This window comes from Agromyces sp. Root81 (assembly GCF_001429165.1).
Taxonomy (GTDB): domain Bacteria; phylum Actinomycetota; class Actinomycetes; order Actinomycetales; family Microbacteriaceae; genus Agromyces.
Genome location: NZ_LMIR01000002.1, coordinates 550810 through 576631, shown reverse-complemented (window position 1 = coordinate 576631; position 25822 = coordinate 550810). Strand labels below are relative to the sequence as shown.

Below are 25822 nucleotides of genomic sequence, written 5' to 3'. Positions count from 1 at the left end.
GTGCGGGTGAACGCGCAGAGCCCCCATCCCGCCGCACAGACGACGTACCAGGTGCGATTCGACTGGGGTCGTCGCGGAGCGGCGCGCATCACAGAGGGCGTCGACATCCTCGTGTGGGTGGACGTGCTGCCGGAGGCCTCGGCGTCATCGCTCGTCGAGGTCGTCGGCTTCGTTCCCGGTCACGCCGCCGTGCTGGCGGCGGGGCTCGCCGATGCCTCGGCGACGGCACGCTGGATCCTCGCCGAGCAGGAGCGGCTCGGACGGCGGGCGTCTCTCGCGATCGTCGCTGCCGGGGACGCAGAGGCCGGATTCACGGCCGACGACCTGCTCGGCGCCGGCGCCGTCATCGACGCGCTCGCCGCACTCGGCATCGACGACACCTCGCCGGAGGCTGCCGTGGCGGCATCGGCGTTCGCCGGACTCCGCCGGGCGGTGCGGCACCTGACCTCCGCGTCCGCCTCGGGCCGGGCCGCGGCCGCTGCGGGGATGAGCACCGCGGCACTGCACGAGGCGGCCGCACTCGACGCGCGCCAGGAGGCCCGAGTGGTCAGGCTCGGCTCGGGCGCCGGGGCATCCGCCGACTGACCGACCCTGCTGGTCCGGTGCCGGTGCCAGTGCCAGTGCCGGGCTCAGGCCGCGACGCGGCCGGCCTTCCGTGCGCGGTGCGCCCGCACCTTCGCGCGGTTGCCGCAGCGCTGCATCGAGCACCAGCGGCGACTCGCTGCACGCGAGGTGTCGAGGTACACGACCTCGCAGTCGCCGCTCGAACAGCAGCGGATGCGCTCGGCGTTCGCCGGGCCGAAGAGGTCGACGGCGTCGCGGGCGATCGTCGAGAGCGCCTGCGCCACGGTCTGCACCGAGCGGCCGGCCTGGCGGGTGCCGCCGAGGAGCGACGGCGGGATGTCGGGCGTTGCCGCGTAGAGGTTCACGAGGTCGACGTCGGCGGCGCGCACCGCCTCGCCCTGGCTCGCGGCGACCGCCATGCGGCTGATCGCGTCGCGCAGGGCCACCGCGTCGAAGAGGTCGCGCGACCGGGCGGCGCCGACGGGCATGGGGAACCGCTCGTGCAGCCAGCGGGTGAGGTCGTCGGGCGCGTGCAGCTGCTCGTCGGTGCGCAGTCCGCCGATCTGGCCGGTGTAGGCGAAGTCGAGCGCGAACGAACCCGAGTCGAACCACCAGCGAACGCCTTCACCGGTGGTGAACCACTGCCCGACGGCGATCGAGACGGTTGAGACGGGCACGCCACCAATCTAGCCGGTGACGGCGATGTCGGCCGACCCCGTGACCGGCCGGACCTCCAGGGCCATGGCCGCGACCGCGGCAGCTCCGGAATGCATGCGCCCGCCGGAATATCCTCAGCCGGCGGCGGCGCTCGCAGCCTTGCGGCGAACCGCGGGAGTGATCTCGCGGCGGCGCCACACGATGAGGTTCGCCCGGTCGAATCCACGTCGGCACAATCCGCAGCTCAACTGGCGCTGCGGCTCGCGATAGCGGAAGTGCTCGTGGCCGGCAGGGCACTGCCCGACCCAGGGTGCGAGTTCGTGCGCCACCTCGCCGTCATGGGTGCGTCGGCCGACGTAGCCGAGCCCCGCGGCGATCGAGGCCCACTTCGGTCCGTGGCCGGCGCGCGGCCCTGCGAGGGCGTGCGCGACCTCGTGCAGGAGGATCTGGTGGATCTCGTCGTCGTCGTACCGGGCCGCGAGGTAGCGGGAGACCGAGATGCGCTTCTCGGTGTAGTTGCAGAGACCGGCGCGCTTCTTCGCGTTGTCGAACGCGAAACTCCAGGTGTCGGCGTCGAGATGCAGCACGATGAGGGCGTCGGCCCATCGTCGCACCCGCTCGAGATCCGCCATGAAACTGAGAATAGCCCCGACCGCCGTCACCGGCGAGGAGGCCGCGACCCCCGATCGGGTGCCGATTTCCGGACCGGTCGTCGGCCCGCGGCGGTCAGCCCGCCGGCGGTGCGAGCGGCACCCGGTACAGCCGGTCGTCCCCCTCGCTCGGCGAACCCCGCCCGTCGGTGTTGTTCGAGAGCAGCCAGAGCGAGCCGTCGGGCGCCGCGGCGACATCGCGGATGCGGCCGAGCTCCCCGGTGAACCACGGCGTCGTGCCGAGCTCGCCACCGGTCGTGGCCGGTGCGATCGTCCAGAGGCGTTCGCCGCGGAGCGCCGCGAGGAAGAGCGTGTCGCCGATGACCGCGAGACCGCTCGGGCTCGACTCCGACGTCGACCACTGCACGACCGGGTCGATGAAGCGCGGGTCGCCGGCGACGCCCTCGACGATCGGCCACCCGTAGTTGGCGCCGCGCGAGATGCGATTCAGCTCGTCCCAGTTGTTCTGCCCGAACTCGGCGGCCCAGAGCTGACCGTTCGCGTCCCAGGCGATGCCCTGCGGGTTGCGGTGCCCGAGCGACCAGACGGCATTGCCGAAAGGGCTGCCGGGTGCGGCTGCGCCGTCGGCCGTCACCCGGAGGATCTTCCCCGAGAGGGAGGCGGGATCCTGCGCGGCATCCCGGTTGCCGGCATCGCCGCTCGTGATGTACAGCAGGCCGTCGGGTCCGAATGCGATGCGGCCGCCGTTGTGATTGGAGCCGCCGCGCGGGATGCCGGTGAGCACGGCCTCGGGCGGGCCGAGCGCGAGGGAGCCGGGGGCGCCGGTCAGCGGCATCCGCACGACCCGGTTGTCGGATTCGGCGGTGTGGTACGCGTAGACGCGATCGGGCCGCTCGCCATCGCCGGGCAGGAACGCGAGCCCGAGCAGTCCGCCCTCGCCGCCGGCCGCGACGCCGGGCACGGAACCCGCCGGGCGCAGCGAGCCGTCGGGCAGCACCTCGACGATGTCGCCGCGGTCGCGCTCGCTGACGAGCACTCCGCCGCTCGGCAGCACGAGGATCGACCAGGGCGCGTCGAGCCCCGCGGCGATCGGTTCGGGGCTGCCGGACGGCTGCAGCACGGGCGGCGGCGGCACGGGCGTGGCGGGCGGCGGCGTCGACGGTGCCGGAGTGCTCGGCAGCGGCGTCGGCGTCGGCAACGGGGGAGTCGGCGAGCACGCGGCGAACGCGAGCAGCGAGGTCGCGAGCACCAGCCCCGCAGCGGATGCCCTGCGCCCGACTGACCGCGATCGCGGCACTCGGCGTGCGCCCACGTGTTCGCGACCCGGTGGAACCCGACTGCGTGGCATCCGTCCTCCTCTTCCCAGTGTGCCCCTGGTCCGCGCCAGAATGGGAGCATGTCCGCCGAGAACGATGTGAACAGCATCGACCTGAACAGCGACCTCGGAGAGTCCTTCGGAGCGTGGCGCCTCGGCGACGACGCGGCGATGTTCGCCCTTGTCTCGAGCGCGAACGTCGCCTGCGGGTTCCACGCCGGCGACCCGGTGACGATGCTCGCGAGCGCCCGTCTCGCCGCCCGCCATGGCGTGGCGCTCGGCGCGCACCCCGGGTACCGCGATCTCGCGGGGTTCGGGCGCCGCGCCCTCGACACGAGCCCGGCCGAGATCGCCGCCGAACTCCTCGCCCAGCTCGGCGCCCTCGACGGCGTCGCCCGAGCCGCGGGCACCCGGGTGCGCTACGTCAAGGCGCACGGAGCGCTCTACCACAGGCTCGCGGCCGACGAGTCGGCCGCCCACGCCTTCGTCGAGGCCGTCGCCGCGTTCGACCCGGCGCTCACCGTGCTCGGCCAGCCGACCGGCGCGATCGCTCGGGCAGCGGATGCCACGGGCCTCCGCTACGCCCGCGAGGCCTTCGTCGACCGGGGCTACGTGGCCGACGGCTCTCTCGTGCCGCGAGGCGAACCGGGTGCCGTCGTCGTCGATCCGGCCGCGGCGGCCGATCGGGCGCTCGAGATCACCGAGACCGGCGGCATCGCCGCCGATGACGGCAGCCGGGTGGAGCTCGCCGCCGACTCGCTCTGCCTGCACGGCGACACCCCCGGCGCCGTCGCGATCGCCCGCGCGGTGCGCAGCGCACTCGAGGGCGCCGGCATCGCGATCGAGGCGTTCGCATGAGCCGCCGCCTGCTGCCGAGCGGCGACGCGGCGCTGCTCGTCGAATGCGACACGCTCGACGAGGTGCTCGCGCTGCACGACGCGCTCGCCGCCGACGCGCCGGCCGGCCTCGTCGAACTCGTGCCGGCCGCCCGCACCATCCTCGTGGCCGTCGACCCCGAGCGGCTGCCGCTCGAGTCCGCCGCGACCTGGGTGCGCCGCATCCCGGCCGAGGCCGCGGCCCGGCGCGCGGGGCACGTGGCCGACGAGGTGACCGTCGACGTCGTGTACGACGGCGACGACCTGCGCGGCGCGGCCGGGCACCTCGGCGTCTCGCCCGAGGCGCTCGCCGCCCGGCATCAGGCCGCCGAATGGCGGGTCGCGTTCATCGGCTTCGCGCCCGGGTTCGGGTACCTCGTCAGCGACGACTGGCCGTTCGAGGTGCCCCGACTCGACGCCCCGCGCAGCAGGGTGCCGGCCGGTGCCGTCGCGCTCGCCGGAGCGTTCGCCGGGGTCTACCCGCGGCAGAGCCCAGGCGGCTGGCGCCTGATCGGCCGCACGGACGCCGTGCTCTGGGACCCGGCGGCGGACTCGCCGACGCTCTTCGTGCCCGGCCGCCGGGTGCGCTTCCGGGCGGTCGACCGGCCATGACCCGCGTCACGGTGGAGGTGCCCGGCCCGCTCGTGCTCGTCGAGGACCTGGGCAGGCCGGGGCATGCGCACCTCGGCGTCGCCGGGTCCGGCGCCCTCGACCGGTCGGCGCTCGCGCTCGCGAACCGGCTCGTCGGCAACCCCGACGGTGCCGCGGGGCTCGAGATCCTGATGGGCGGGTTCCGCGCCCGATTCGACGAGGAGACGTGGATCGCCATCACCGGCGCCTGGGGCCGCGTCGTGGTCGACGGGCGGCCTGTGGCACCGTACGCCGCGGCACGGGTAACGGCGGGTGCGGTGCTCGAGATCGGCCCGGCCGAGCGGGGTGCGCGTTACGTGCTCGCGGTCCGAGGCGGCATCGACGAGCCGATGGAGCTCGGCTCGCGATCGCGTGACACGCTCGCGGCGTTCGGTCCGGCACCCGTAGCCGCCGGACGGGTGCTCGAGATCGGCCCGGTGCCCGCGGCATCCGTGCCCCTGCTCGATCGCGAGGCCGCCTTCCCGCCACCGGCGGGCGCCGTGACGCTCGCGCTCCTGCCCGGCCCGCGGGCCGACTGGTTCACGGATGCCGCGCACACCGCGCTCTTCGATGCCGCGTGGCGCTTCTCCGAGCAGGCTGACCGGGTCGGCGCCCGGCTCCTCGGCCCGGCGCTCGAGCGGCGCGTGCCCGGTGAGCTCGCGAGCGAGGCCACCGTGCCGGGCTCCATCCAGGTCGCGGGCGACGGGCGGCCGACGATCCTGCTCGCCGACCGCCCGGTGACCGGCGGCTACCCCGTCATCGCGATCGTGGCCCCGGCATCGCTCGACGCGGTCGCCCAGCTCCGGCCGGGCCAGGAGGTGCGGTTCCGGCACGCGCACCCCGCCTGAGCTGCCCGTAAATCGGAGTTCTGCACAGGATCGGAGATCCGCGCGGGAATCCATCCGATTCCGCGCAGAACTCCGACCGTGCGGCGGGGCCGTGCAGTGTGCAGAGTGGGTGTCGCGAGCCGGTCAGGGCTTCGAGAGGAACACCGAGCGCGCCGGGGGCGGCGACGGCACCGCCGTGGCATCCGTCACGACCGGTGCGCCGGCGATGAATCGGCGGAGCTCCTCGCCGTCGACGAGCTTCGCCGGAGCCGGGTCGCTCGCCAGCCGCCGCGGCAGGCCGGCGAACGGCAGCTCGTCGTGCGAGGCGTACATGACGACGTTGCCGAACCGGCGCCCCTTCAGCATCGAGGTGTCGGCGGCGATCGCCAGGTGCTCGAAGACGTGCGCGAGCGTCGCGGCCTGCGAACGGGCGAATGCGAGGCCGGCGCCGTCGGCGACGTTGACCGCGACGATGCCGCCCGGTGCCAGGCGCGGCGAGACAAGCCCGTAGAACTCGGTGCTCGTCACATGGGCCGGGGTCCGCGCGCCCGAGAAGATGTCGACGATCGCGATGTCGACCGATCCGTCGAGCCCCGCCGGCAGCTTCGCGAGCACCTCGCGGGCGTCGCCGTGCCGCACGCGCACCTGGGCGCCGCGGGGCAGCGGCAGGTGCTCGCGAACGAACTCGACGAGGTCGGACTCGAGTTCCACGACCTGTTGGCGAGAGCCCTGCCGGGTCGCCGCGACGTAGCGCGGCAGCGTGAGCGCCCCTCCGCCGAGGTGGACGGCCGTGATGGGCTGACCTTCGGGGCGCACGAGGTCGATCGCGTGGCCGATGCGGCGCACGTACTCGAAGCCGAGCCAGTCCGGCCGGTCGAGCTCGACGTGCGACTGCGGCGTGCCGTCGACGTAGAGCGTCCATGAGCCCGGCGACTGGCGCGACTCCTCGAGCCGGGCGAGGTGGCCGCTGACGGCGAGGCGGCGTTCGAACTCTGACACGGATGCCACGCTACCCCGCGCCGTTGCGAAGGCGGCGTCCGCGCGAGACGGCGAGCGTCAGCACGCGCCCCACAGCACGAAATCGAGCCGGGCGCCGTCGAGCACCGTCGCCGGATGCGGGCCCTCAGCGAGCAGGCGCTCGCGGAGTCCGTCGGGCAGTCCGCCGGGTGCGGCGACGAGCACTGCGTTGCCCTCCTCGGCGCCCGAGAGCACGCCGGCGTCGCCGGCGGCGAGGAGTGCCGCCGCCGGGTCGGCACGGGCGATCGCACGGGCCTGGCCGCGGAGTCGCTCGAGGCCGGCGGCGTCGGCGACGTTCAGGGCGAGCACGCCACCGGGCGCGAGGAGCCGGAGGCATCCGGTCATGAACTCGGCGGTGTCGACGAACGCCGGCGCGTCCAGTCCGCTGTACAGGTCGACGATCACGAGGTCGAAGGGGCCGGCGAGCGTGTCGATGACGGATGCCGCGTCGCCGACGACGAGCTCGATGCCTGCGTCGCCCGGCAGTGGGAGACGCGTGAGCACCGCGTCGAGCACTGCTGGGTCGAGCTCGACCACGACCTGTGTCGCCCCGGGATGGGCCGCCGCGACGTAGCGGGGGAGTGTCAGCGCGCCGCCTCCGAGGTGAAGTGCACGGAGCGGGACGCCGGGGGCTCCGAGCACATCGATGACGTGGCCGATGCGACGGGTGTACTCGAAGAACAACCGGGTCGGGTCGACCGGGTCGACGTGCGACTGCGCGGTGCCGTCGACGAGGAGGGTCAGACCGTGCGCCGAGAAGACGTCCGTCTCGAATTCGATGTGCCGCGTCACGCCTGCATCGTGTCACGGATGCCGCAGACGACGCCGGGATCGGGCCGCCCCGTGGGCGATCTCCCGGTGTCCGGGCCCGGCCGGAATCGCGTTATACCGGAGATTCGGAGACAAATCAAGAATCGACTGGACACGGCGCGTCCGGCGACATATAGTTAACCTTTGCGCTCCCAGACCCACCATGCCTTCATATTGCGGTCGGCTTCCGTGCGTGTCGAGATCCTGAGGTCTCCGGCATCCGCACTCGTCTGAGGGGTTCCACTCTCCGCTACCGACAGTGAACCGGCCCGACGGGGCCATGGAGGTTATTCACTTGGCTGCTGCGCGCAACGCGACCACGCCCACCCCCAAGAACGGACGCGGTGCAAGCCGTCTCTCGTTCGCCAAGGTCACCGACACCCTCACGGTACCCGACCTGCTCGCCCTCCAGACCGAGAGCTTCGATTGGCTCGTCGGCAACGAGGCGTGGAAGACACGTCTCTCCGAGGGCAAGGCAGCAGGACGTCAGGACCTGCCCGAGACCACCGGTCTCGAGGAGATCTTCGAGGAGATCTCCCCGATCGAAGACCTCGGTGAGACCATGCAGCTCTCGTTCACCAACCCTGAGCTCGAGCCTCCGAAGTACACGATCGACGAGTGCAAGGAGAAGTCCAAGACCTACTCCGCACCGCTGTACGTGAACGCGGAGTTCATGAACCACCTCACGGGTGAGATCAAGACGCAGACCGTCTTCATGGGCGACTTCCCGCTCATGACCCCCAAGGGCACGTTCGTGATCAACGGCACCGAGCGTGTCGTCGTCTCGCAGCTCGTGCGTTCGCCGGGCGTCTACTTCGAGCGCACCCCCGAGAAGACCTCCGACAAGGACATCTACTCGGCACGCGTCATCCCGAGCCGTGGTGCATGGCTCGAGTTCGAGATCGACAAGCGCGACCAGGTCGGCGTTCGCATCGACCGCAAGCGCAAGCAGAGCGTCACCGTGTTCCTCAAGGCCCTCGGCCTGACCTCCGAGGAGATCCTCGAAGAGTTCGCCGGCTACGAGTCGATCGCCCTCACCCTCGAGAAGGACAACATCCTCACGAAGGAAGAGGCGCTCAAGGACATCTACCGCAAGCTCCGTCCGGGCGAGCAGGTCGCTGCCGAGGCCGCGCGTGCGCTCCTCGACAACTTCTACTTCAACCCGAAGCGCTACGACCTCGCGAAGGTCGGCCGGTACAAGATCAACAACAAGCTCGGTCTCGAGGCCCCCCTCACCGACTCGGTGCTGACGGTCCAGGACATCGTCGCCACGATCAAGTACCTCGTCGCGCTGCACGACGAGCGCACCACCCTGCCCGGCCGTCGCGCCGGCAAGGCGGTCGAGCTGCGTCTCGACGTCGACGACATCGACAACTTCGGCAACCGTCGCATCCGCGCGGTGGGCGAGCTCATCCAGAACCAGGTCCGCACCGGCCTGTCCCGCATGGAGCGCGTCGTCCGCGAGCGCATGACCACGCAGGACATCGAGGCGATCACCCCGCAGACCCTGATCAACGTGCGACCCGTCGTCGCCGCGATCAAGGAGTTCTTCGGCACCTCGCAGCTGTCGCAGTTCATGGACCAGAACAACCCGCTCGCGGGTCTGACCCACAAGCGTCGCCTCTCGGCGCTCGGCCCCGGCGGTCTCTCGCGCGACCGCGCCGGCGTCGAGGTCCGAGACGTCCACCCCTCGCACTACGGCCGCATGTGCCCGATCGAGACCCCCGAAGGCCCGAACATCGGCCTGATCGGATCGCTCGCATCGTTCGCGCGCATCAACTCGTTCGGCTTCATCGAGACCCCGTACCGCAAGGTCGTCGCCGGCAAGGTCACCGACCAGATCGACTACCTCACGGCGTCCGAGGAGGACGACTACATCGTCGCCCAGGCCAACGCGCCGCTGAAGGCCGACGGCCACTTCTCCGAAGACCGCGTCCTCGCCCGTCAGAAGGGCGGCGAGGTCGACCTCGTTCCCGCCGACCTGATCGGCTACATGGACGTCTCGCCGCGCCAGATGGTGTCGGTCGGCACCTCGCTCATCCCCTTCCTCGAGCACGACGACGCGAACCGCGCCCTCATGGGTGCGAACATGCAGCGTCAGGCTGTGCCGCTGCTCCGCAGCGACTCGCCGCTCGTCGGAACCGGCATGGAGGGCTACGCGGCCATCGACGCCGGTGACGTCATCACCGCCGACAAGGCCGGTGTCGTCGCCGAGGTCTCGGCCGACTCGGTCACCGTGCAGCTCGATGCGGGCGGCACGCAGACCTACTTCCTGCGCAAGTTCGACCGCTCCAACCAGGGAACGTCGTACAACAACCGCGTGCTCGTGAACGCGGGCGACCGCGTCGAGGTCGGCGAGGTCATCGCCGACGGTCCTGCGACCGACAACGGCGAGCTCGCGCTCGGCAAGAACCTCCTCGTGGCGTTCATGCCGTGGGAGGGTCACAACTTCGAGGACGCGATTATCCTCAGCCAGAACCTCGTGAAGGACGACGTGCTCTCGTCGATCCACATCGAGGAGTACGAGGTCGACGCGCGCGACACGAAGCTCGGCAAGGAGGAGATCACCCGTGATCTCCCGAACGTCAGCCCCGACCTGCTCGCAGACCTCGACGAGCGCGGCATCATCCGCATCGGCGCCGAGGTCCGCCCCGGCGACATCCTCGTCGGCAAGGTCACGCCGAAGGGCGAGACCGAGCTGTCGGCCGAAGAGCGTCTGCTCCGCGCGATCTTCAACGAGAAGAGCCGCGAAGTCCGCGACACCTCGCTGAAGGTGCCCCACGGTGAGCGCGGCACGATCATCGCCGTCAAGGTGTTCGACTCGCAGGACGGCGACGACGAGCTCGGCTCGGGTGTCAACCAGCGCGTGGTCGTCTACATCGCCCAGAAGCGCAAGATCACCGAGGGCGACAAGCTCGCCGGCCGCCACGGCAACAAGGGCGTCATCTCGAAGATCCTCCCGGTCGAGGACATGCCGTTCCTCGCCGACGGAACTCCGGTCGACGTCATCCTGAACCCGCTCGGCATCCCGGGCCGCATGAACTTCGGCCAGGTGCTGGAGACCCACCTCGGCTGGGTCGCCAAGCAGGGCTGGAAGGTCGACGGCAGCCCGGTGTGGGCCAAGAAGCTCCCCAAGGAAGCACACGAGGCCGCTCCCGGCACCAAGGTCGCGACCCCGGTGTTCGACGGCGCCCTCGAGGAGGAGATCGCGGGTCTGCTCGACTCGACGCTCCCCAACCGCGACGGCGAGCGACTCATCGACTCGTCCGGCAAGACGCAGCTCCTCGACGGTCGCTCCGGCGAGCCGTTCCCGTACCCGGTCTCGGTCGGCTACATGTACATCCTGAAGCTGCACCACCTCGTCGACGACAAGATCCACGCGCGTTCGACGGGCCCGTACTCGATGATCACCCAGCAGCCGCTCGGTGGTAAGGCGCAGTTCGGTGGCCAGCGATTCGGTGAGATGGAGGTCTGGGCGCTCCAGGCCTACGGCGCCGCATATGCGCTGCAGGAGCTCCTCACGATCAAGTCCGACGACATCCTCGGCCGCGTCAAGGTGTACGAGGCGATCGTCAAGGGCGAGAACATCCAGGAGCCCGGCATCCCCGAGTCCTTCAAGGTGCTCATGAAGGAGATGCAGTCGCTCTGCCTGAACGTCGAGGTGCTCTCGGCCGACGGCACCGCGGTCTCGCTCCGCGACACCGACGACGAGGCCTTCCGCGCTGCGGAAGAGCTCGGCATCAACATCTCCGCGCGCTTCGAGTCGTCGAACATCGACGAGATCTAAGCCAGGCCAGTAGACGACTACAGAAACTTTCCAAGGAGAGAAATTGCTCGACGCAACGACTTTTGACGAGCTTCGCATCGGCCTGGCCACCGCAGAGGACATCCGCAAGTGGTCCTACGGTGAGGTCAAGAAGCCTGAAACCATCAACTACCGCACCCTGAAGCCCGAGAAGGACGGTCTGTTCGGCGAACAGATCTTCGGCCCGAGCCGCGACTGGGAGTGCGCCTGCGGCAAGTACAAGCGTGTCCGCTTCAAGGGCATCGTCTGCGAGCGATGCGGCGTGGAGGTCACCAAGTCCTCCGTTCGTCGTGAGCGCATGGGCCACATCGAGCTCGCCGCTCCGGTCACGCACATCTGGTACTTCAAGGGTGTGCCCAGCCGTCTCGGCTACCTGCTCGACATGGCGCCGAAGGACCTCGAGAAGGTCATCTACTTCGCCGCCTACATGGTGATCGACGTCGACGACGAGGGTCGTCACGCCGACATGCCCGGCCTCGAGAACGAGCTGCGGCTCGAGATCAAGACCATCGGCGACCAGCGCGATGCCCGCATCGCGACGCTCATGGCGCGCAAGGAGGAGGAGCTCGCCGCACTCGAGGCAGAGGGCGCCAAGTCCGACCAGAAGAAGCGCGCTGAAGCCGCCGCCGACAAGGAGATGACGCAGGTCCGCAAGTCGGGCGACGAGCAGGTCGCGCACCTCGAGCGCGTGTGGGAGGACTTCCGCACCCTCAAGGTCGGCGACCTCAAGCCCGAGGACTCGGTCTTCCACGAGCTCCAGGACCGCTTCGGCATGTACTTCGACGCCTACATGGGTGCCGAGGCCATCAAGAAGCGCCTCGAGGCCTTCGACCTGGCCGCCGAGGCCGACGACCTGCGCCTGCAGATCGCCGAGGGCAAGGGCCAGAAGAAGATCCGCGCGATCAAGCGTCTGCGCGTCGTCAGCTCCTTCCTGCAGACCGGCAACTCGCCGGCCGCGATGGTGCTCGACGTCGTGCCGGTGATCCCGCCGGAGCTTCGTCCGATGGTCCAGCTCGACGGTGGCCGCTTCGCGACCTCCGACCTCAACGACCTCTACCGTCGTGTGATCAACCGCAACAACCGTCTTCGTCGTCTGCTCGACCTCGGTGCCCCCGAGATCATCGTCAACAACGAGAAGCGGATGCTGCAGGAGGCCGTCGACGCACTGTTCGACAACGGCCGCCGCGGTCGCCCCGTCACCGGTACCGGCAACCGCGCCCTGAAGTCCCTGAGCGACATGCTCAAGGGAAAGCAGGGTCGCTTCCGCCAGAACCTGCTCGGCAAGCGCGTCGACTACTCGGGCCGTTCGGTCATCGTCGTCGGCCCGCAGTTGAAGCTGCACCAGTGCGGTCTGCCCAAGCAGATGGCGCTCGAGCTGTTCAAGCCGTTCGTGATCAAGCGCCTGATCGACCTGAGCCACGCTCAGAACATCAAGGCCGCCAAGCGCATGGTGGAGCGTTCGCGCCCCCAGGTCTGGGACGTGCTCGAGGAGATCATCCGTGAGCGCCCGGTTCTGCTGAACCGAGCACCCACGCTGCACCGCCTCGGCATCCAGGCCTTCGAACCGCAGCTCGTCGAGGGCAAGGCCATCCAGCTCCACCCGCTCGTGTGTGCTGCGTTCAACGCGGACTTCGACGGCGACCAGATGGCCGTGCACCTTCCCCTCTCGGTGGAGGCGCAGGCCGAGGCCCGCATCCTGATGCTCGCCTCGAACAACATCCTGAAGCCGTCCGACGGCCGTCCGGTGACCCTGCCCACGCAGGACATGATCATCGGCCTGCACCACCTGACGACCGGCAAGTCCGGCGCCGCAGGTGAGGGTCGCGCGTTCTCGTCGATCGCCGAGGCCATCCTCGCCTTCGACCAGAACCGTCCGGGCGACTTCGCGCTCGACCTCGGTGCCACGGTCAAGATCCGTCTCGAGGGCCTGCACTTCGCCGAGGGCGAGACCCCCGAGGACTTCGTTCCCGGCAAGCCGTACCTGCTCGAGACGACCCTCGGTCGCGCCCTCTTCAACGAGGCGCTTCCGGTCGACTACCCCTACGTGAACGCGCAGGCGGGCAAGACGCAGATCTCGGAGATCGTCAACGACCTCGCCGAGCGCTACCCGAAGACCGAGGTCGCCGCGACCCTCGACCGGATCAAGGACGCCGGCTTCCGCTGGGCGACCCGTTCGGGCGTGACCGTGGCACTCTCCGACATCCTGACGCCGGCCAACAAGGGCGAGATCGTCGCGAAGTACGAGAAGCAGGCCGCCAAGGTCCAGGGTCAGTTCGAGAAGGGTCTCACGACCGACCTCGAGCGTCGCCAGGAGCTCATCCAGATCTGGACGAAGGCCACCGACGAGGTTGCTGTCGCGATGCGCGAGGCCTTCCCCGAGGACAACACGATCAACCGCATGGTGTCGTCGGGTGCTCGTGGTAACTGGCTGCAGATCCGCAACATCGCGGGTATGCGAGGCCTCGTGAACAACCCGAAGGGTGAGATCATCCCTCGCCCGATCATCTCGAGCTACCGCGAGGGCCTCTCGGTCGCCGAGTACTTCATCGCGACGCACGGTGCCCGTAAGGGTCTGGCCGACACGGCCCTCCGTACGGCCGACTCGGGTTACCTCACGCGTCGTCTCGTCGACGTCTCGCAGGATGTCATCATCCGCGAGGAGGACTGCGGCACGACCAAGGGCCTCGAGCTGCCGATCGCGACGACGGATGCCTCGGGGGCGCTCGTGCGCGACCCGAACGTCGAGAACGCGGTCTACGCCCGCAGCCTCGCCGCCGACGCGGTCAACGCCAAGGGCGAGGTCGTCGCGGATGCCGGTGAGGACGTCGGCGACGTGCTCATCGACAAGCTCATCGCTGCCGAGGTCGAGACGATCAAGGTGCGCTCCGTGCTCACCTGCGAGTCGGCCGTCGGTGTCTGCGCGAAGTGCTACGGCCGTTCGCTCGCGACCGGCAAGCTCGTCGACATCGGCGAGGCCGTCGGCATCATCGCGGCCCAGTCGATCGGTGAGCCCGGTACGCAGCTGACGATGCGTACCTTCCACACCGGTGGTTCGGCCTCGGCCGACGACATCACGCAGGGTCTTCCCCGCGTGCAGGAGCTCTTCGAGGCGCGTACCCCCAAGGGTGCATCGCCCATCGTCGAGGCCCCGGGTCGCATCACGATCGACGAGACCGACAAGCAGCGCAAGGTCATCCTCACGCCCGACAACGGCGACGAGCCGATCGCGTACAACGTGCTCAAGCGTTCGACCCTCCTGGTCGAAGACGGACAGCACGTCGAGCTCGGCCAGCAGCTGATCGTCGGCACCGTCGACCCGAAGGAGGTCCTCCGGGTCAAGGGTGTGCGCGAAGTGCAGAAGCACCTCGTCAACGGCGTGCAGGACGTCTACCGTTCGCAGGGTGTGCCGATCCACGACAAGCACATCGAGGTCATCGTGCGCCAGATGCTGCGCAAGGTCACCGTCGTCGACCACGGCGACACCGACCTGCTGCCCGGTGAGCTCGTCGACCGCCTGAAGTACAACGGCATCAACCGTGCCGCGCTGACCGAGGGCAAGAAGACGGCGTCGGCTCGCCAGGAGGTCATGGGTATCACCAAGGCCTCGCTCGCGACCGAGTCGTGGCTGTCGGCCGCGTCCTTCCAGGAGACGACCCGCGTGCTCACGCAGGCCGCCATGGAGGGCAAGTCCGACCCGCTCGTCGGCCTCAAGGAGAACGTGATCATCGGAAAGCTGATCCCCGCCGGCACCGGTCTGCAGAAGTACCGGAACGTCGCGGTCGAGGCGACCGAGGAGGCGAAGGCGGAGCGGTACCCGAACCGCATCTTCACCGACGACGCCGCGTTCACCGAGGGCGACCTGAGCTTCGTCGACTTCGACGCGTTCTCGAGCGACGACTTCACCCCCGGCAACTACAGCTAGTCAGCCGATACGAGAGCAGGGCCCCGGAGCGATCCGGGGCCCTGCTTCGTTTCCGGGGGACGTGCGCCGGGCGACAGCGGCGCCCGTGCGGCGCTACGATCGCTCGAGACGACGATGCCGCCGATCCGAAAGGCTCGCGATGACCGATCACACGCCGCAGGCACCCGAGGCATCCGAGTCGGGCGCCCGACGGCCCCTCCTGAGGCGTCCGCAGTTCTGGCTCGTCGTGGGCGGAGCGATCCTGGCCGTGATCGTCGCGTTCGTCGTGGGCGCGGTGATCGGCGGAGCGGGCACCGGCTCGAGCGGTGGTTCAACGCCGACTCCGGGCAACACGGATGCGGCCGCGACGCCGCCGGCATCGTCCGCGCCGGCGTCTCGGCCTCCGTCCGCGCACGAGATCCCGACCGACTGCGAGGCGATCTACACACGCGACTGGTCGGAGGACTTCGCACCCCTCGTGCTGAACCCGGCCTGGGCGCTCGAACCCGGCAGCGGAGTGCAGTTCGGGTCGAACGACCGGACGGCGGTCGACCTGCTCACGACGAACTCGGCCATCACCTGCAACTGGGGCGGCCCGGCCGGTGGGTCCGACCGCGGGCTCACGACGAACATCGCCCATGTCACCGAGGAGCAGGCAGTGGCGATGCTCGCCCACTTCGGTGCGATGGGATACAGCTGCTACGAGGAGCTCGAGGGCACGCGGTGCGTCACGGAGACACCGGAGAGCGCCGACGGCCAGTCCGGAGAGTCGCATTTCATCCGTGAGGGCGTGTGGATCGCCACGCTCTGGATGAACGCCGGCCCCGATGGGTACACGAACGACATCGTGGCGGCGATCTTCGGCTGAGCGAAGCGCCGCGAGCGCTCCCCGGTTCCGGCCCACCGCGTTGCTACAGTTGGCCAACCACGGGTGCGAGGGGTGCCCGGAAGGAGCGCGATCATGAGCAGCACGACTCCCGGATCAGACCCGGAACGTCACGACGGAGCGACGGGTCCGGTCGACGAGGGCAGCGTCGACGATGCCGCTCCCGCCCCCGACGTGAACGAGACGGGTCCGGTCGACGAGCCGGCCCCGATCGAGCCCGCCGATGAGCCCGCCGTGCCGGCATCCGCGCCGGTCGCCGACACAGCCGAGTCCGATGCGGCCGACGCCGACCTCGCTGCGACCGCCCGACTCGATGAGGCCGTCGAACGGGCGAGCGCGCATCCCGTACCAGAAGAGACCAACGGCATCGACGACCTGGATGCCGCGTCGGCACCCGAACCGGTCGCCGCCGACGCCGTGCGCCGGGAGACCTACGTGCCGGCGGCGACCGTCGCCGCGGGCACCGCAGCCGGTGCGGCGACGCTCGCGGACGTGCCCGAGCCCGTGTACGTCGCCCCGCAGCCCGGGCCGCAGACGATCTACGTGCAGGCGCCGACGCCGCCGAAGGCGAAGGGCAACCGAGGCTTCGGCGTGCTCGTCGCCCTCATCGGCACGGTCGCGTTCGGGGTGCTCTACGCCGTCGTCGCCTATGCGCTCTACCTGAGCTTCGGGGCCCCGGCCGGTGAGGCGATCGGCATCGGCGATTTCCTGATCGAACCGACGTTCTGGGTTCCCGTGGTCGCGTTCTTCGTGGGCTTCGCGCTGCTCGCCGCGATCGTCAATCGCGGTCCGTGGTGGACCTACGCCGTGTTCGGCCTGCTGGTCGGCGCGCTCGTCTACTTCGCCTACATCGGCGGCTCGCTGCTCTTCGTGCAGGCGTGGACGCTCACGCTCGAGCAGGCGAACGATTTCATCGCCGAACGCTGGCTCGACCCCTACGCGATCGTCGCGGCCGTCATCGCCCGGGAGATCCCGATCTGGCTGGGCGGTTGGATCGCCGCCCGCGGGCGTACAGTGACCGAGCGCAACCGACTCGCGATCGAGGCGTACGACCGCGAGCTCGCGGCCGGCCCGCAGGTGCAGCGGTACTAGACCGCTCGGTTCGAACGGCACGCGGCCGCCCCGTCACGACGGGCGGCGGAACACTCTCCTCCGACTGGTTAGGGTGGTGGGGATGGTGAGCCCTCCCCATCGACACGCCGGGCTTCGTCGTGTGAACTGGCAGGCCAGGCATTTGTCGCGGATGAGGAGCAGAGGTGAGCGTCACACTCGACGACGGCACGGCCGTCGTGCCCGGGCTCGACCCTGAAGGGCGACCCGATCCCGCCTATGCGGCCGGGCTCGGCCTGGTCGCCGCGCCCGGAGGGCGGCGTTCCGCCGCGTTCGCGCTCGACGCGACGATCTGGGTCGCACTCGCGGCGCCCGGTGTCGTGGCGGCCGTGCTCGTGGCGGGCATCGCAGGGACCACCGGGTGGGACGCCCAGTCGGTGCTCGCCGCCGACCTGACGCTGCCGCTCATCCTCGCCATCGTCAGCCAGGCGCTGCTCTTCATCTTCGGGCTCACGCAGCTCGTGCTCCACGGCAGGCTCGCACTCACGGTCGGCAAGGCGTCGTTCGGCCTCCGTTCGGTCAACGTCGCGACCTTCGGGGTCCCCGGATTCTGGCGAGTGGTGCTGCGGGCGCTCGTCTTGGCGGGCGCCCAGCTCGTGCTGCCGTTCATCGGCCCCGCGGTGCTGTTCGCCTCGTCGGCATGGGATCGCGAGCGTCGCGGTCGCAGCTGGCTCGACCGTGTCGGCCGATGCTTCGTGATCGAGGTGCGGCGCGGCCTGAACCCGCTCGACGGCAAGGCACTCCGGCACGCGCGGCGCGCCTTCGAGTCGGAGGGCCCCGACCTCGTCGAGAAGCTGCCCTCGCTCGCGAGCGACCAGGCCCGCGGCGACCTGTTCATCCCGGCTGCCCGCTCGAGCTCGGGCGTGGTGTCCGCCGCGCCCTCCGAGCACGTCGAATGGTCGCCGCCGCCCGTCGGGTCCCAGACGCCCGCGTCGCAGCCGGCTGCTCCGGTGCCGCCGGTCGCCCCGGCAGGGGGCACCGCCGAGCTGCCGGTCATCGGAGGATCGACCGCATCCGCATCCGCATCCGCATCCGCACCGGCACCGGCAGTGCTCGGCGTCGAGTTCCTGATGATCTTCGACGACGGCACCCGGCTGCAGCCCGGTGCGCTGGGGTTGATCGGCCGGGACCCGGCCGCATCTCCGGGGGAGCAGGTCTCCCAGTTCGTGCCGCTCGACGACCCGAGCATGCGCATCTCGAAGACGCATGCGGCCTTCGGCGTCGACGCGAGCGGATTCTGGATCGTCGACCGGGCGTCGCGGAACGGAACGACGGTGGCGCTCATCGGCGACGCCGCCCGGCCGTTGACGCCCGGCGTGCGCACCCAGGTGGCGCCGGGCGCGCGCGTGACGCTCGGCGGCCGCAGTTTCCTCGTGACCGAAAGCTCCGGAAGGTAGCGGATGAAACTCAAGCTCGGACTCCGACGGCAGGCCGGAGCCCCGGTCGACATCGTCGTGACCGCGGACTCGACCGCGACGGTCGAGGACATCGCGCGCACGATCGCCGACAACGACCCCGCGTCGGGACTGCTCGCCCGGGGGAGCGGCGTCGGCCTCACCCTCGCCGTTGCGCCGCCGACGTCGAGCGAGCCGATCGTGCTCGCTCCCGAGCTGTTGATCGGCGACGCGCCGATCGGTTCGGGGTTCAACGCCGCAGTCGTCGCGCAGACGCCCGATGCCGGTGCAGGCCGCGCCGATGCGCAGACCGCCGCGGTGCTGCACGTGCACAACGGGCCGGAAGCGGGCCGCGAGATCCCCCTGCCGAGGGGCAACAGCGTCATCGGGCGCGCAGCGGGCGCCGACATCGTGCTCGCCGACTCGCTCGTCTCCAAGCGGCACGCCCGGGTCGAGGTCGACCAGGGCGTCGAACTCGTCGACCTGAACTCGGCGAACGGCCTCATCGTGGACGGCGGGCTCGTCCAGCGCGTGCGTGCGATCCCCGGGCAGGTGATCACGATCGGCGACACCGAGGTCTCGTTCTCGCTCGTCGCCGGCACGGATGGCGCGGTCGACCCCGTGCTCGAACGCGGCGGCACCCTCATGTTCAACCGCTCGCCGAGGGTCGAAGCGCGCTACCCCGGCATGGAGCACCGGCATCCGACCGTTCCGTCCGAGGCGGAACCGCGGATGTTCCCGTGGCCGATGGTCGCGGCGCCCGTCATGCTCGGCTTCGCGATGTTCGCCTTCACGCAGCGGCCGAGTTCGCTGCTCATCATCGCGATGTCGCCGCTCATGATGCTCGGCAACTTCATCGGCCAGCGCACCCAGCAGGGCAAGAAGCTGCGCCTCGAGATCGACACCTTCGAGACGCAGATCGAGGAACTCGAGGAGAAGCTCGCCCGCGAGACCGTGGTGGAGCGGGCTCGCCGCCATGAGGAGGCACCCGCCGTCGCGAAGGTCTACGAACAGGCGATGCGACTCGGACCGCTGCTCTGGACGCGCCGGCCCGAGCACTGGAACTTCCTCTCGCTGCGCCTCGGCGTCGGGCGGGCCAGGAGCCGCAACACCGTGCAGGAGACGAGCGAGCTGAAGGGCATCGCGCAGTACGCGCGTCAGGTCGACAAGCTCCGCGAGCGGCACGCCCTGATCGACGAGGTGCCGCTCGTCGAGATGCTGCCGAGCTCGGGCGCGATCGGCATCGCCGGGCCACGGCACCTCGCCGCCGACGTGCTCAGGGGCCTCGGCGTGCAGCTGTTCGGCCTGCACGCGCCGAACGAGATCGTCACGGCCGCGATCGTCGATCCGGCGTGGGCGCGTGAGATCGAGTGGATGAAGTGGCTCCCGCACACCACGAGCCCGAAGTCGCCGTTCGCCGACCTCGCGCTCGCCGACAGCCAGTCGGCCGGCACCGCGCTCCTGAACGGGCTCGAGGAGGCGATCCTCGAGCGGCTCTCGGGCACGCCGAGCCGTCGCGGGCCCCTGCGTGAGGAGGACACCTCGCTCGCATTGGGCTCACGCGTCGGCGAGGCATCCGATTCTCCCGGCAAGCTCGAAGGCGACATCGCGCTCGTGCTCATCGCCTCGAACGACGCCCCGGTCGACCGTCCGCGCCTGACGCAGGTCATCGAACGCGGCGCCGATGCCGGCATCTACACGATCTTCCTCGCGCCGACCGTCGAGTCGCTGCCGGCCGCGTGCCGCACGTTCATCGACGCGACCGACGGTCTCGACCGGGCGCGAGTCGGCTACGTCCGCGCCGGTGAGGACTACACGACGGTCGCCGTCGAGGGCGTCTCTAACCAGTACGCCGAGGTCTTCGCGAAGCGACTCGCCCCCGTGGCGGATTCGAGCTCGGTCGCCGCGGACTCGAGCGACCTGCCGCGCAGCGTCTCGCTCCTGAAGCTGCTCGGCGCCGACATGGCCAGCCAGCCGAGTGCGGCCGTCGAACGCTGGCGCCAGAACAACTCGGTGCTCGACAGATCTCGCGGTGTTCGTCCGCGGCTGAAGCGCAGCGGCACGCTGAAGGCCTACATCGGCCAGGGCAGCCCCGACGCCATGTCGCTCGACCTGCGCACGCAGGGTCCGCACGCGCTCGTCGGCGGCACCACGGGTTCGGGCAAGTCCGAGTTCCTGCAGGCATGGGTGCTCGGCATGGCCGCCGAGTACAGCCCCGACCGCGTGACGTTCCTCTTCGTCGACTACAAGGGCGGGTCGGCGTTCGCCGACTGCGTCGACCTGCCGCACTGCGTCGGTCTCGTCACCGACCTGAGCCCGCACCTCGTGCGCCGCGCGCTCACGAGCCTCCGGGCCGAGCTGCACCACCGCGAGCACCTCTTCAACCGCAAGAAGGCGAAGGACCTGCTCGAGCTCGAGAAGCGTCAGGACCCCGAGACCCCGCCCGCGCTCGTGCTCGTGATCGACGAGTTCGCGGCCCTCGCCGGCGAGGTGCCCGAGTTCGTCGACGGCGTCGTCGACATCGCGCAGCGCGGTCGCTCGCTCGGCATCCACCTGATCATGGCGACGCAGCGCCCTGCGGGCGTCATCAAGGACAACCTGCGCGCCAACACCAACCTCCGCGTCGCACTGCGCATGGCGGATGTCGCGGACTCGAACGACGTCGTCGGCGACCCCGTGGCCGGCACCTTCGACCCGTCGATCCCCGGGCGCGGCATCGCCAAGACCGGACCGGGTCGTCTCGTCTCGTTCCAGTCCGGCTATGCCGGCGGCTGGACGAGCGATGCACCCGAGGCGGCGCAGGCGAAGGTCGCAGAGCTCCGCTTCGGCGGGGCCGTCGTCTGGGAGGGCGCGGCCGGCGCCGACTCGGATACGCACGACGAGGACCTCGGCCCGAACGACCAGAAGCGGCTCGTGAAGAACCTGATCACCGCGGCGGTCGACGCGCGCATTCCCGCGCCTCGTCGCCCGTGGCTCGACGACCTGGCGACCGCCGTCGACCTGCGGGCACTCCCGCTCGAGGGCGACTCGCGCATCCCGCTCGGCCTCGCCGACATCCCCGAGCGGCAGCTCCAGGAGGCCGTGTACTTCGAGCCCGACGTCGACGGCCACATGCTCGTCTACGGCACGAGCGGTGCTGGCAAGTCGACGGCGCTGCGCTCCATCGCGATGGCGGCGGGTGCCGCTCCCGAGCGCGGTCGAGTGATCGTCTACGGCGCCGACTTCGGCACCGGCTCCCTCCGGGCGATCGAGTCGCTCCCGCACGTGGGGTCGATCGTCGCCGGCGACGACGCTGAGCGCGTGCAGCGGATGCTCCGCACCATCCGCTCGCTGCTCGACGATCGGGCGAAGCGGTTCTCGGCCGTCAACGCTGCAACCCTCACGGAGTATCGGGCGATCACCGGGCGCACCGACGAGGCGCGCATCCTGCTGCTCATCGACGGCTTCGGCACGTTCAAGCAGGAGTGGGAGACGACGTCGGCCCGCGCGCCGTTCTACGCGATCTTCATGCGGCTGCTCGGTGAGGGCCGTCCGCTCGGCATCCACGCGATCGCCACCGCCGATCGCTACGGCGCGGTACCCACCGCCGTGAGCGCGAACGTCACGAAGCGCATCATCCTGCGGATGTCGGACGAGGGCGCCTACTCGATCCTCGGGGCGCCGAAAGACGTGCTCAACGAGCGCAGCGCTCCCGGGCGCGCGATCGTCGACGGGCTCGAGACCCAGCTGGCCGCGATCGGCGGCACCGCGAACGTCGCCGAGCAGACGAGCGCGATGCAGGAGTTCGCCGACGCGCTGCGGGCTCGCGGTGCCGTCGAGGCATCCGAGATCGGAGCCCTCCCGACGGAGCTGGCGACCGCCGACCTGCCCGACTCCGTCGACGGCGCTCCCGTCATCGGCGTCTCCGATGACATCCTCGGCCCCAAGGGCTTCGAGCCGATCGGCACGTTCGTCATCGCCGGGCCGCCCCGGAGCGGCAAGACGAACGCCGTGCGCGCCCTCGTCAGGTCGATGCAGCGCTTCGACCCGAAGGTGGAGCTCTTCCACTTCGGCGGCCGCCGCGCGGCGCTGAAGGACTTCGCCCCGTGGCGTCGGAGTGCGACGAACATCGAGGACGCCCGTGCGCTGGCGAAGGAACTCGCGGGCATCGTGCCCGACGAGTCGATCCCGGGCCGCATCATGATCGTCGTCGAGAACGTCAGCGAGTTCGGCGACACCGATGCCGAGCGGCCGCTGAAGGAGCTGTTCCAGGCGATCAACCGCAGCGACCACTTCCTGGTCGGCGACGGCGACGTCTCGCAGCTCAGCTCGGGATACGGCCTCGTCGGCGAGCTGAAGGCCGGGCGCCGTGGCATCGCCTTGCGGCCCGACACCTACGACGGCGACTCGCTCTTCAAGGTGCCGTTCCCGAAGGTCGCCCGCCACGAGTACCCCGAGGGCCGCGGCATCTTCGTCGAGAACGGCGCGTTCGTCACCGTGCAGCTGCCGCTCGTCGAGGCGTGAGCCGAGTGGATCGATCCAAGTGAGCCGAGGAGGAGACATGCGAGAGACCGGCCTTGAAGACCCGGTCGTTGCGCCGTGGATCGACGTCGTCGGGCGAGTGCCCGCGTCCGCCGCGGTCATCGCCGAGATCGGCGACGGGGGAGCAACGACTCGACGCGCCGTGCGGACGTATGCGCAGGGCGACGAAGTCGACGGGCCGGGGCTGGTGCCCATCATGCTCGGGCTGCAGCGCGAGGCGACCGCTGAACGGTCCGACGACAGGATCGCGGAGCTCGCTCGTCGCGATGCCGAAGCGAGGTTGGAGATCGTCCGACGGGCCGACTCCGAGTTCCTTGCGGGCATCGGCAACGGTGGAGCGGGTGGGGCGGAACGGAGCCGTTCGATGTGGCCGATCGCGCTCGTGATCCTGGTTGCGGTCGTCGGAGCGGTGCTCGCATTCCCCGACCCCGACGGCGGGTTCCTGTTGGATCCGGAGGCGGCCGCGCTCTGGGGCGGCGCGCTCAGCCTCCTCGCCGCCCTGTGGATGACCTTCGTCGAGCCGAAGCGGCGAAGCGTGCTCGCGATGCACTACCCGCCTCGCCTCCTGATCGTCGTCGTGGTGCTCACCGCCCTCGGCCTCGCGTCGCTCTGGTGGAATGTCGCGCGCGACGGCTGGTGGGTCACCGCACCCATCGTGATCGGCACGGCGATGTTCGTCGGCGCGATTGTGCTCCACCTACGTGCCTACTTCGAATTCCGCGCCTGGCATACGAGCAACGTGGCCGCGGCGGTCGGCGAAGCCGAGCGCGCCCTCGCGGCGGCCTCGCAGGCTTCGGATCAGCTCGATGAGGCCACGCTGGCAGAACTCGGATCGATCCTCTCGGACGAGACGGCGCCCGAAGCCCTCGTGCGCCGCTCGGCGGTCATCGACGGACTCGGCGTGCTCTACCTGCGGCACCTGCTCGATGAGGCCGCTGCCGAGGAATGCCTCGCGCGGGGGCTCTGCTGACGCGTGCGGCCGGGTGATGCCGGCGGCCGAGCCGGAGAACCGGATGCTGCGCCGGTGAAGGAACTCGATCGAGCCGTGATCCGGCGCCTCCGCAGAGAACTGGTCCGCTCGACGTACGTCGACGGCGCGGCGGCGATGCGCGACGTCTCGCGTATCGCACTGTTCGCGGCGGTGCCCCGCGCGGCCCGCGAGCATCTCGCCGTCCGGCGCGAGGTCATCACCGATCTCAACCGCGCTCGTTCGACGCGGCCCGACGCGGCCGGCGTTCAGCACGCCGGTGAGTCGTCGCCCGTCAAGCTCGCGACGCGGCTGCACGACATCCTGCTGCTCAACGCCGCTTGGCTCGCGATCCTCTCGGCCGGGCTCACGATGCCCGTGCCGCGGAAAGATGGGCACACGCTGCTTCCGATCGAGGACTGGGCCCTCGTGTCGGGCATCGCCACGGGGCTGGTCCTGGCGCTCCTCGTCTGGCTCGAGCCGTACCGAACGAGTACGCGGTGGTGGCCGATCGGTGGCTGGCCGGCCTCGTTGACCCTCGGATTCGGGATCTACTGGATCTTCGTCGGGGTCAGCATCCCGTGGCGGTGGGAACCGAACCCCGACGATGCCGTCGCGGTGTACTCGGGCATGGCGCTGGTCGCGCTCTCGGGTGTGGGTGCGGTGTTCCTCTGGCGGCGGGCGCGGGTCGACGATCGCGCGGCGCTGGACCGGGAGATGCAGGTGGCACCCGAGCTCATCGACCGGAGCGACGTGCCGGAGTACCTCCGCCGGATGGACGACTGGTGGCGTCGCGTCGACGATCGCACGACTCCTGATGAGCGAGCGCTCATCGCATCGGCGGGAGTGGTGGTGCTGGCCGAATTGCGCAGGGGCGGATTCCTCACCGAGCATGAGGAGCGAGCCGTGCTGCGCGATGGTCGGGCATCGATCTGGGCGGAGCCGCGGCCGTGAGCGAACTCGACCCCGCCGCTTCGCGGCGCATCCGGCGAGAAGTCCAGGTCTCGAACTACGCCGACGGTGAGGCTGCAATGCGCGACGTCTCACGAATCGCGCTGTTCGCCTCCGTGCAGGGAGCAGCCGAGGAATACCTGGTCGCACGCCGCGCCACGATCGCCGAGCTGAATCGACGCCGCACCGCAGCGCCGCCCGCACCGTCCCGATCGTCGGGCAAGCAGGCCACACGGCTGCATGATGTCCTCCTGCCCGTCGCGTTCGTGCTCGCGATCATCTCGGCAGGGTCGACGCTGCCCGTCCCGCGGTCGAACGGCGACACGATCCTCCAGATCGTCGGCGGGTCGCTGGTATCCGGGATCGCGACCGTCCTCGTGCTCGGCCTTCTCGTCTGGCTCGAGCCGTATCGGACGAGTACGTACTGGTGGCCGCGACGGGCGTGGCCGGCGGCCATGACGCTCTTCTTCGCGATCTACTGGATCGTGGCGGGGGTGAGCATCCTCTGGCGGTGGGAGCCGAACCCCTACGACGCCGCTCAGGTGTATTTCGGTGCGGCCTTGATCGCGGGCTCGGGCCTCGGTGCGCTCATGCTCTGGCGGACGGCGAAACGCAACGATCTGGCGGCGACGCAGACCTGGCAGGGCCTCGAATCGGACATCCTCGAACCGGGCGACCTGCCCGAGTACTACCAGAAGATGGACGAGTGGTGGCGCCGGGTCGATACATGGACCTCGCCTGAGGAGCGGGAGCAGATCGTCCTCGCACGACGCGAGGTGCTGGCTCAGTTGCGCGCATCGGGGATCATCAGCGAGAAGCAGGCGCAGGCGGGCGACCGTGGATGGGGAGTCCTCCCCATTCTCGAGGTGCGGCGGGTTGCCATAGTCTCGTGATGGCCGCCCGGTTCCGGGTGGCGAAGGTTTGAGTGATTGGGTTGATGATGGCGGATTTCAAGGCGTCTTACGGCGAGATGGAGTCGAT

At 70.3% G+C, this 25822-nt stretch carries 18 protein-coding genes; 13 read left to right on the top strand and 5 right to left on the bottom strand.

All coding sequences use genetic code 11. From position 1 onward, the window contains the following. The first annotated feature begins 6 nt into the window (after positions 1-6). The gene (locus ASE14_RS07680; RefSeq protein ID WP_157372864.1) at positions 7-585 is read left to right on the top strand and encodes a hypothetical protein; all 579 of its coding nucleotides are present in this window, start codon (positions 7-9) and stop codon (positions 583-585) included. Between the two features lie 44 nt (positions 586-629). On the opposite strand, the gene ASE14_RS07675 is transcribed toward ASE14_RS07680, so the two are convergent. The 3 genes from ASE14_RS07675 to ASE14_RS07665 all read right to left on the bottom strand — a co-directional run bounded on the left by ASE14_RS07675 (position 630) and on the right by ASE14_RS07665 (position 3180). Continuing rightward, complete coding sequence (locus ASE14_RS07675; RefSeq protein WP_056653096.1) at positions 630-1241, bottom strand: ABATE domain-containing protein; 612 nt, start codon at positions 1239-1241, stop codon at positions 630-632. 114 nt (positions 1242-1355) lie between these two features. Then, on the bottom strand, positions 1356-1853 hold the full coding sequence (locus ASE14_RS07670; RefSeq protein ID WP_056653092.1) for a SprT-like domain-containing protein: 498 nt from the start codon (positions 1851-1853) through the stop codon (positions 1356-1358). A gap of 94 nt (positions 1854-1947) precedes the next feature. Next, a complete protein-coding gene (locus ASE14_RS07665; RefSeq protein ID WP_082600319.1) occupies positions 1948-3180 on the bottom strand; it encodes a sorbosone dehydrogenase family protein in 1233 nt (410 codons plus the stop codon). A gap of 48 nt (positions 3181-3228) precedes the next feature. On the opposite strand from ASE14_RS07665, the gene ASE14_RS07660 reads away from it, so the two are divergent. Genes ASE14_RS07660 through ASE14_RS21120 form a run of 3 tightly spaced genes read left to right on the top strand, consistent with a single transcriptional unit; the run spans position 3229 to position 5500 of the window. Then, a complete protein-coding gene (locus ASE14_RS07660; protein WP_056653090.1) occupies positions 3229-4005 on the top strand; it encodes a LamB/YcsF family protein in 777 nt (258 codons plus the stop codon). Next, positions 4002-4634 carry an allophanate hydrolase subunit 1 gene (locus tag ASE14_RS21125; RefSeq protein ID WP_056653089.1) on the top strand — a complete coding sequence of 211 codons (633 nt, stop codon included), beginning with the start codon at positions 4002-4004 and terminating at the stop codon, positions 4632-4634. Before ASE14_RS07660 ends, ASE14_RS21125 begins: the two co-directional genes overlap by 4 nt. After that, on the top strand, positions 4631-5500 hold the full coding sequence (locus tag ASE14_RS21120) for a biotin-dependent carboxyltransferase family protein (RefSeq protein ID WP_056653088.1): 870 nt from the start codon (positions 4631-4633) through the stop codon (positions 5498-5500). The genes ASE14_RS21125 and ASE14_RS21120 overlap by 4 nt, the downstream gene beginning before the upstream one ends. A gap of 123 nt (positions 5501-5623) precedes the next feature. On the opposite strand, the gene ASE14_RS07645 is transcribed toward ASE14_RS21120, so the two are convergent. Together ASE14_RS07645 and ASE14_RS07640 are read right to left on the bottom strand one after the other, a co-directional pair. Beyond that, positions 5624-6478, bottom strand: coding sequence for a spermidine synthase (locus ASE14_RS07645; protein WP_056655977.1), 855 nt, complete (start codon positions 6476-6478; stop codon positions 5624-5626). Between the two features lie 57 nt (positions 6479-6535). Beyond that, positions 6536-7288, bottom strand: a complete 753-nt coding sequence (locus ASE14_RS07640) for a spermidine synthase (protein ID WP_082600317.1) — start codon at positions 7286-7288, stop codon at positions 6536-6538. A 313-nt stretch (positions 7289-7601) separates the two neighbouring features. Here ASE14_RS07640 and rpoB point away from each other — a divergent pair, with 313 nt between their 5' ends. From rpoB to ASE14_RS07595, 9 genes are all read left to right on the top strand, one after another. Further along, entirely contained in the window at positions 7602-11093 is a 3492-nt protein-coding gene (rpoB, locus tag ASE14_RS07635; RefSeq protein ID WP_056653087.1) for a DNA-directed RNA polymerase subunit beta, read from the top strand. A 43-nt stretch (positions 11094-11136) separates the two neighbouring features. Further along, complete coding sequence (gene rpoC / locus ASE14_RS07630) at positions 11137-15033, top strand: DNA-directed RNA polymerase subunit beta' (RefSeq protein ID WP_056653082.1); 3897 nt, start codon at positions 11137-11139, stop codon at positions 15031-15033. A 139-nt stretch (positions 15034-15172) separates the two neighbouring features. Continuing rightward, positions 15173-15880 carry a hypothetical protein gene (locus ASE14_RS07625; RefSeq protein ID WP_056653079.1) on the top strand — a complete coding sequence of 236 codons (708 nt, stop codon included), beginning with the start codon at positions 15173-15175 and terminating at the stop codon, positions 15878-15880. A 93-nt stretch (positions 15881-15973) separates the two neighbouring features. After that, positions 15974-16990, top strand: a complete 1017-nt coding sequence (locus ASE14_RS07620) for a hypothetical protein (protein WP_056653077.1) — start codon at positions 15974-15976, stop codon at positions 16988-16990. A gap of 164 nt (positions 16991-17154) precedes the next feature. Then, a complete protein-coding gene (locus ASE14_RS07615; RefSeq protein ID WP_056653073.1) occupies positions 17155-18405 on the top strand; it encodes an RDD family protein in 1251 nt (416 codons plus the stop codon). Positions 18406-18408: 3 nt separating this feature from the next. Then, a complete protein-coding gene (locus tag ASE14_RS07610; protein ID WP_056653070.1) occupies positions 18409-22905 on the top strand; it encodes an FtsK/SpoIIIE domain-containing protein in 4497 nt (1498 codons plus the stop codon). A 37-nt stretch (positions 22906-22942) separates the two neighbouring features. Continuing rightward, positions 22943-23893: a hypothetical protein gene (locus ASE14_RS07605; RefSeq protein ID WP_056653067.1), complete on the top strand. Its 951-nt coding sequence runs from the start codon at positions 22943-22945 to the stop codon at positions 23891-23893. A gap of 54 nt (positions 23894-23947) precedes the next feature. After that, a complete protein-coding gene (locus ASE14_RS07600; RefSeq protein ID WP_056653064.1) occupies positions 23948-24844 on the top strand; it encodes a hypothetical protein in 897 nt (298 codons plus the stop codon). Continuing rightward, entirely contained in the window at positions 24841-25734 is an 894-nt protein-coding gene (locus tag ASE14_RS07595; protein ID WP_056653061.1) for a hypothetical protein, read from the top strand. Before ASE14_RS07600 ends, ASE14_RS07595 begins: the two co-directional genes overlap by 4 nt. The last annotated feature ends 88 nt before the right edge of the window (positions 25735-25822 follow it).

Coding starts and splice junctions, on each gene's coding strand:
- ASE14_RS07670 (WP_056653092.1), bottom strand. CDS start 1,853: ATGGCGGATCTCGAGCGGGTGCGACGATGGGCCGACGCCCTCATCGTG.
- ASE14_RS07665 (WP_082600319.1), bottom strand. CDS start 3,180: ATGCCACGCAGTCGGGTTCCACCGGGTCGCGAACACGTGGGCGCACGC.
- ASE14_RS07605 (WP_056653067.1), top strand. CDS start 22,943: ATGCGAGAGACCGGCCTTGAAGACCCGGTCGTTGCGCCGTGGATCGAC.
- ASE14_RS07610 (WP_056653070.1), top strand. CDS start 18,409: ATGAAACTCAAGCTCGGACTCCGACGGCAGGCCGGAGCCCCGGTCGAC.
- ASE14_RS07660 (WP_056653090.1), top strand. CDS start 3,229: ATGTCCGCCGAGAACGATGTGAACAGCATCGACCTGAACAGCGACCTC.
- ASE14_RS21120 (WP_056653088.1), top strand. CDS start 4,631: ATGACCCGCGTCACGGTGGAGGTGCCCGGCCCGCTCGTGCTCGTCGAG.
- ASE14_RS21125 (WP_056653089.1), top strand. CDS start 4,002: ATGAGCCGCCGCCTGCTGCCGAGCGGCGACGCGGCGCTGCTCGTCGAA.
- ASE14_RS07625 (WP_056653079.1), top strand. CDS start 15,173: ATGACCGATCACACGCCGCAGGCACCCGAGGCATCCGAGTCGGGCGCC.
- ASE14_RS07620 (WP_056653077.1), top strand. CDS start 15,974: ATGAGCAGCACGACTCCCGGATCAGACCCGGAACGTCACGACGGAGCG.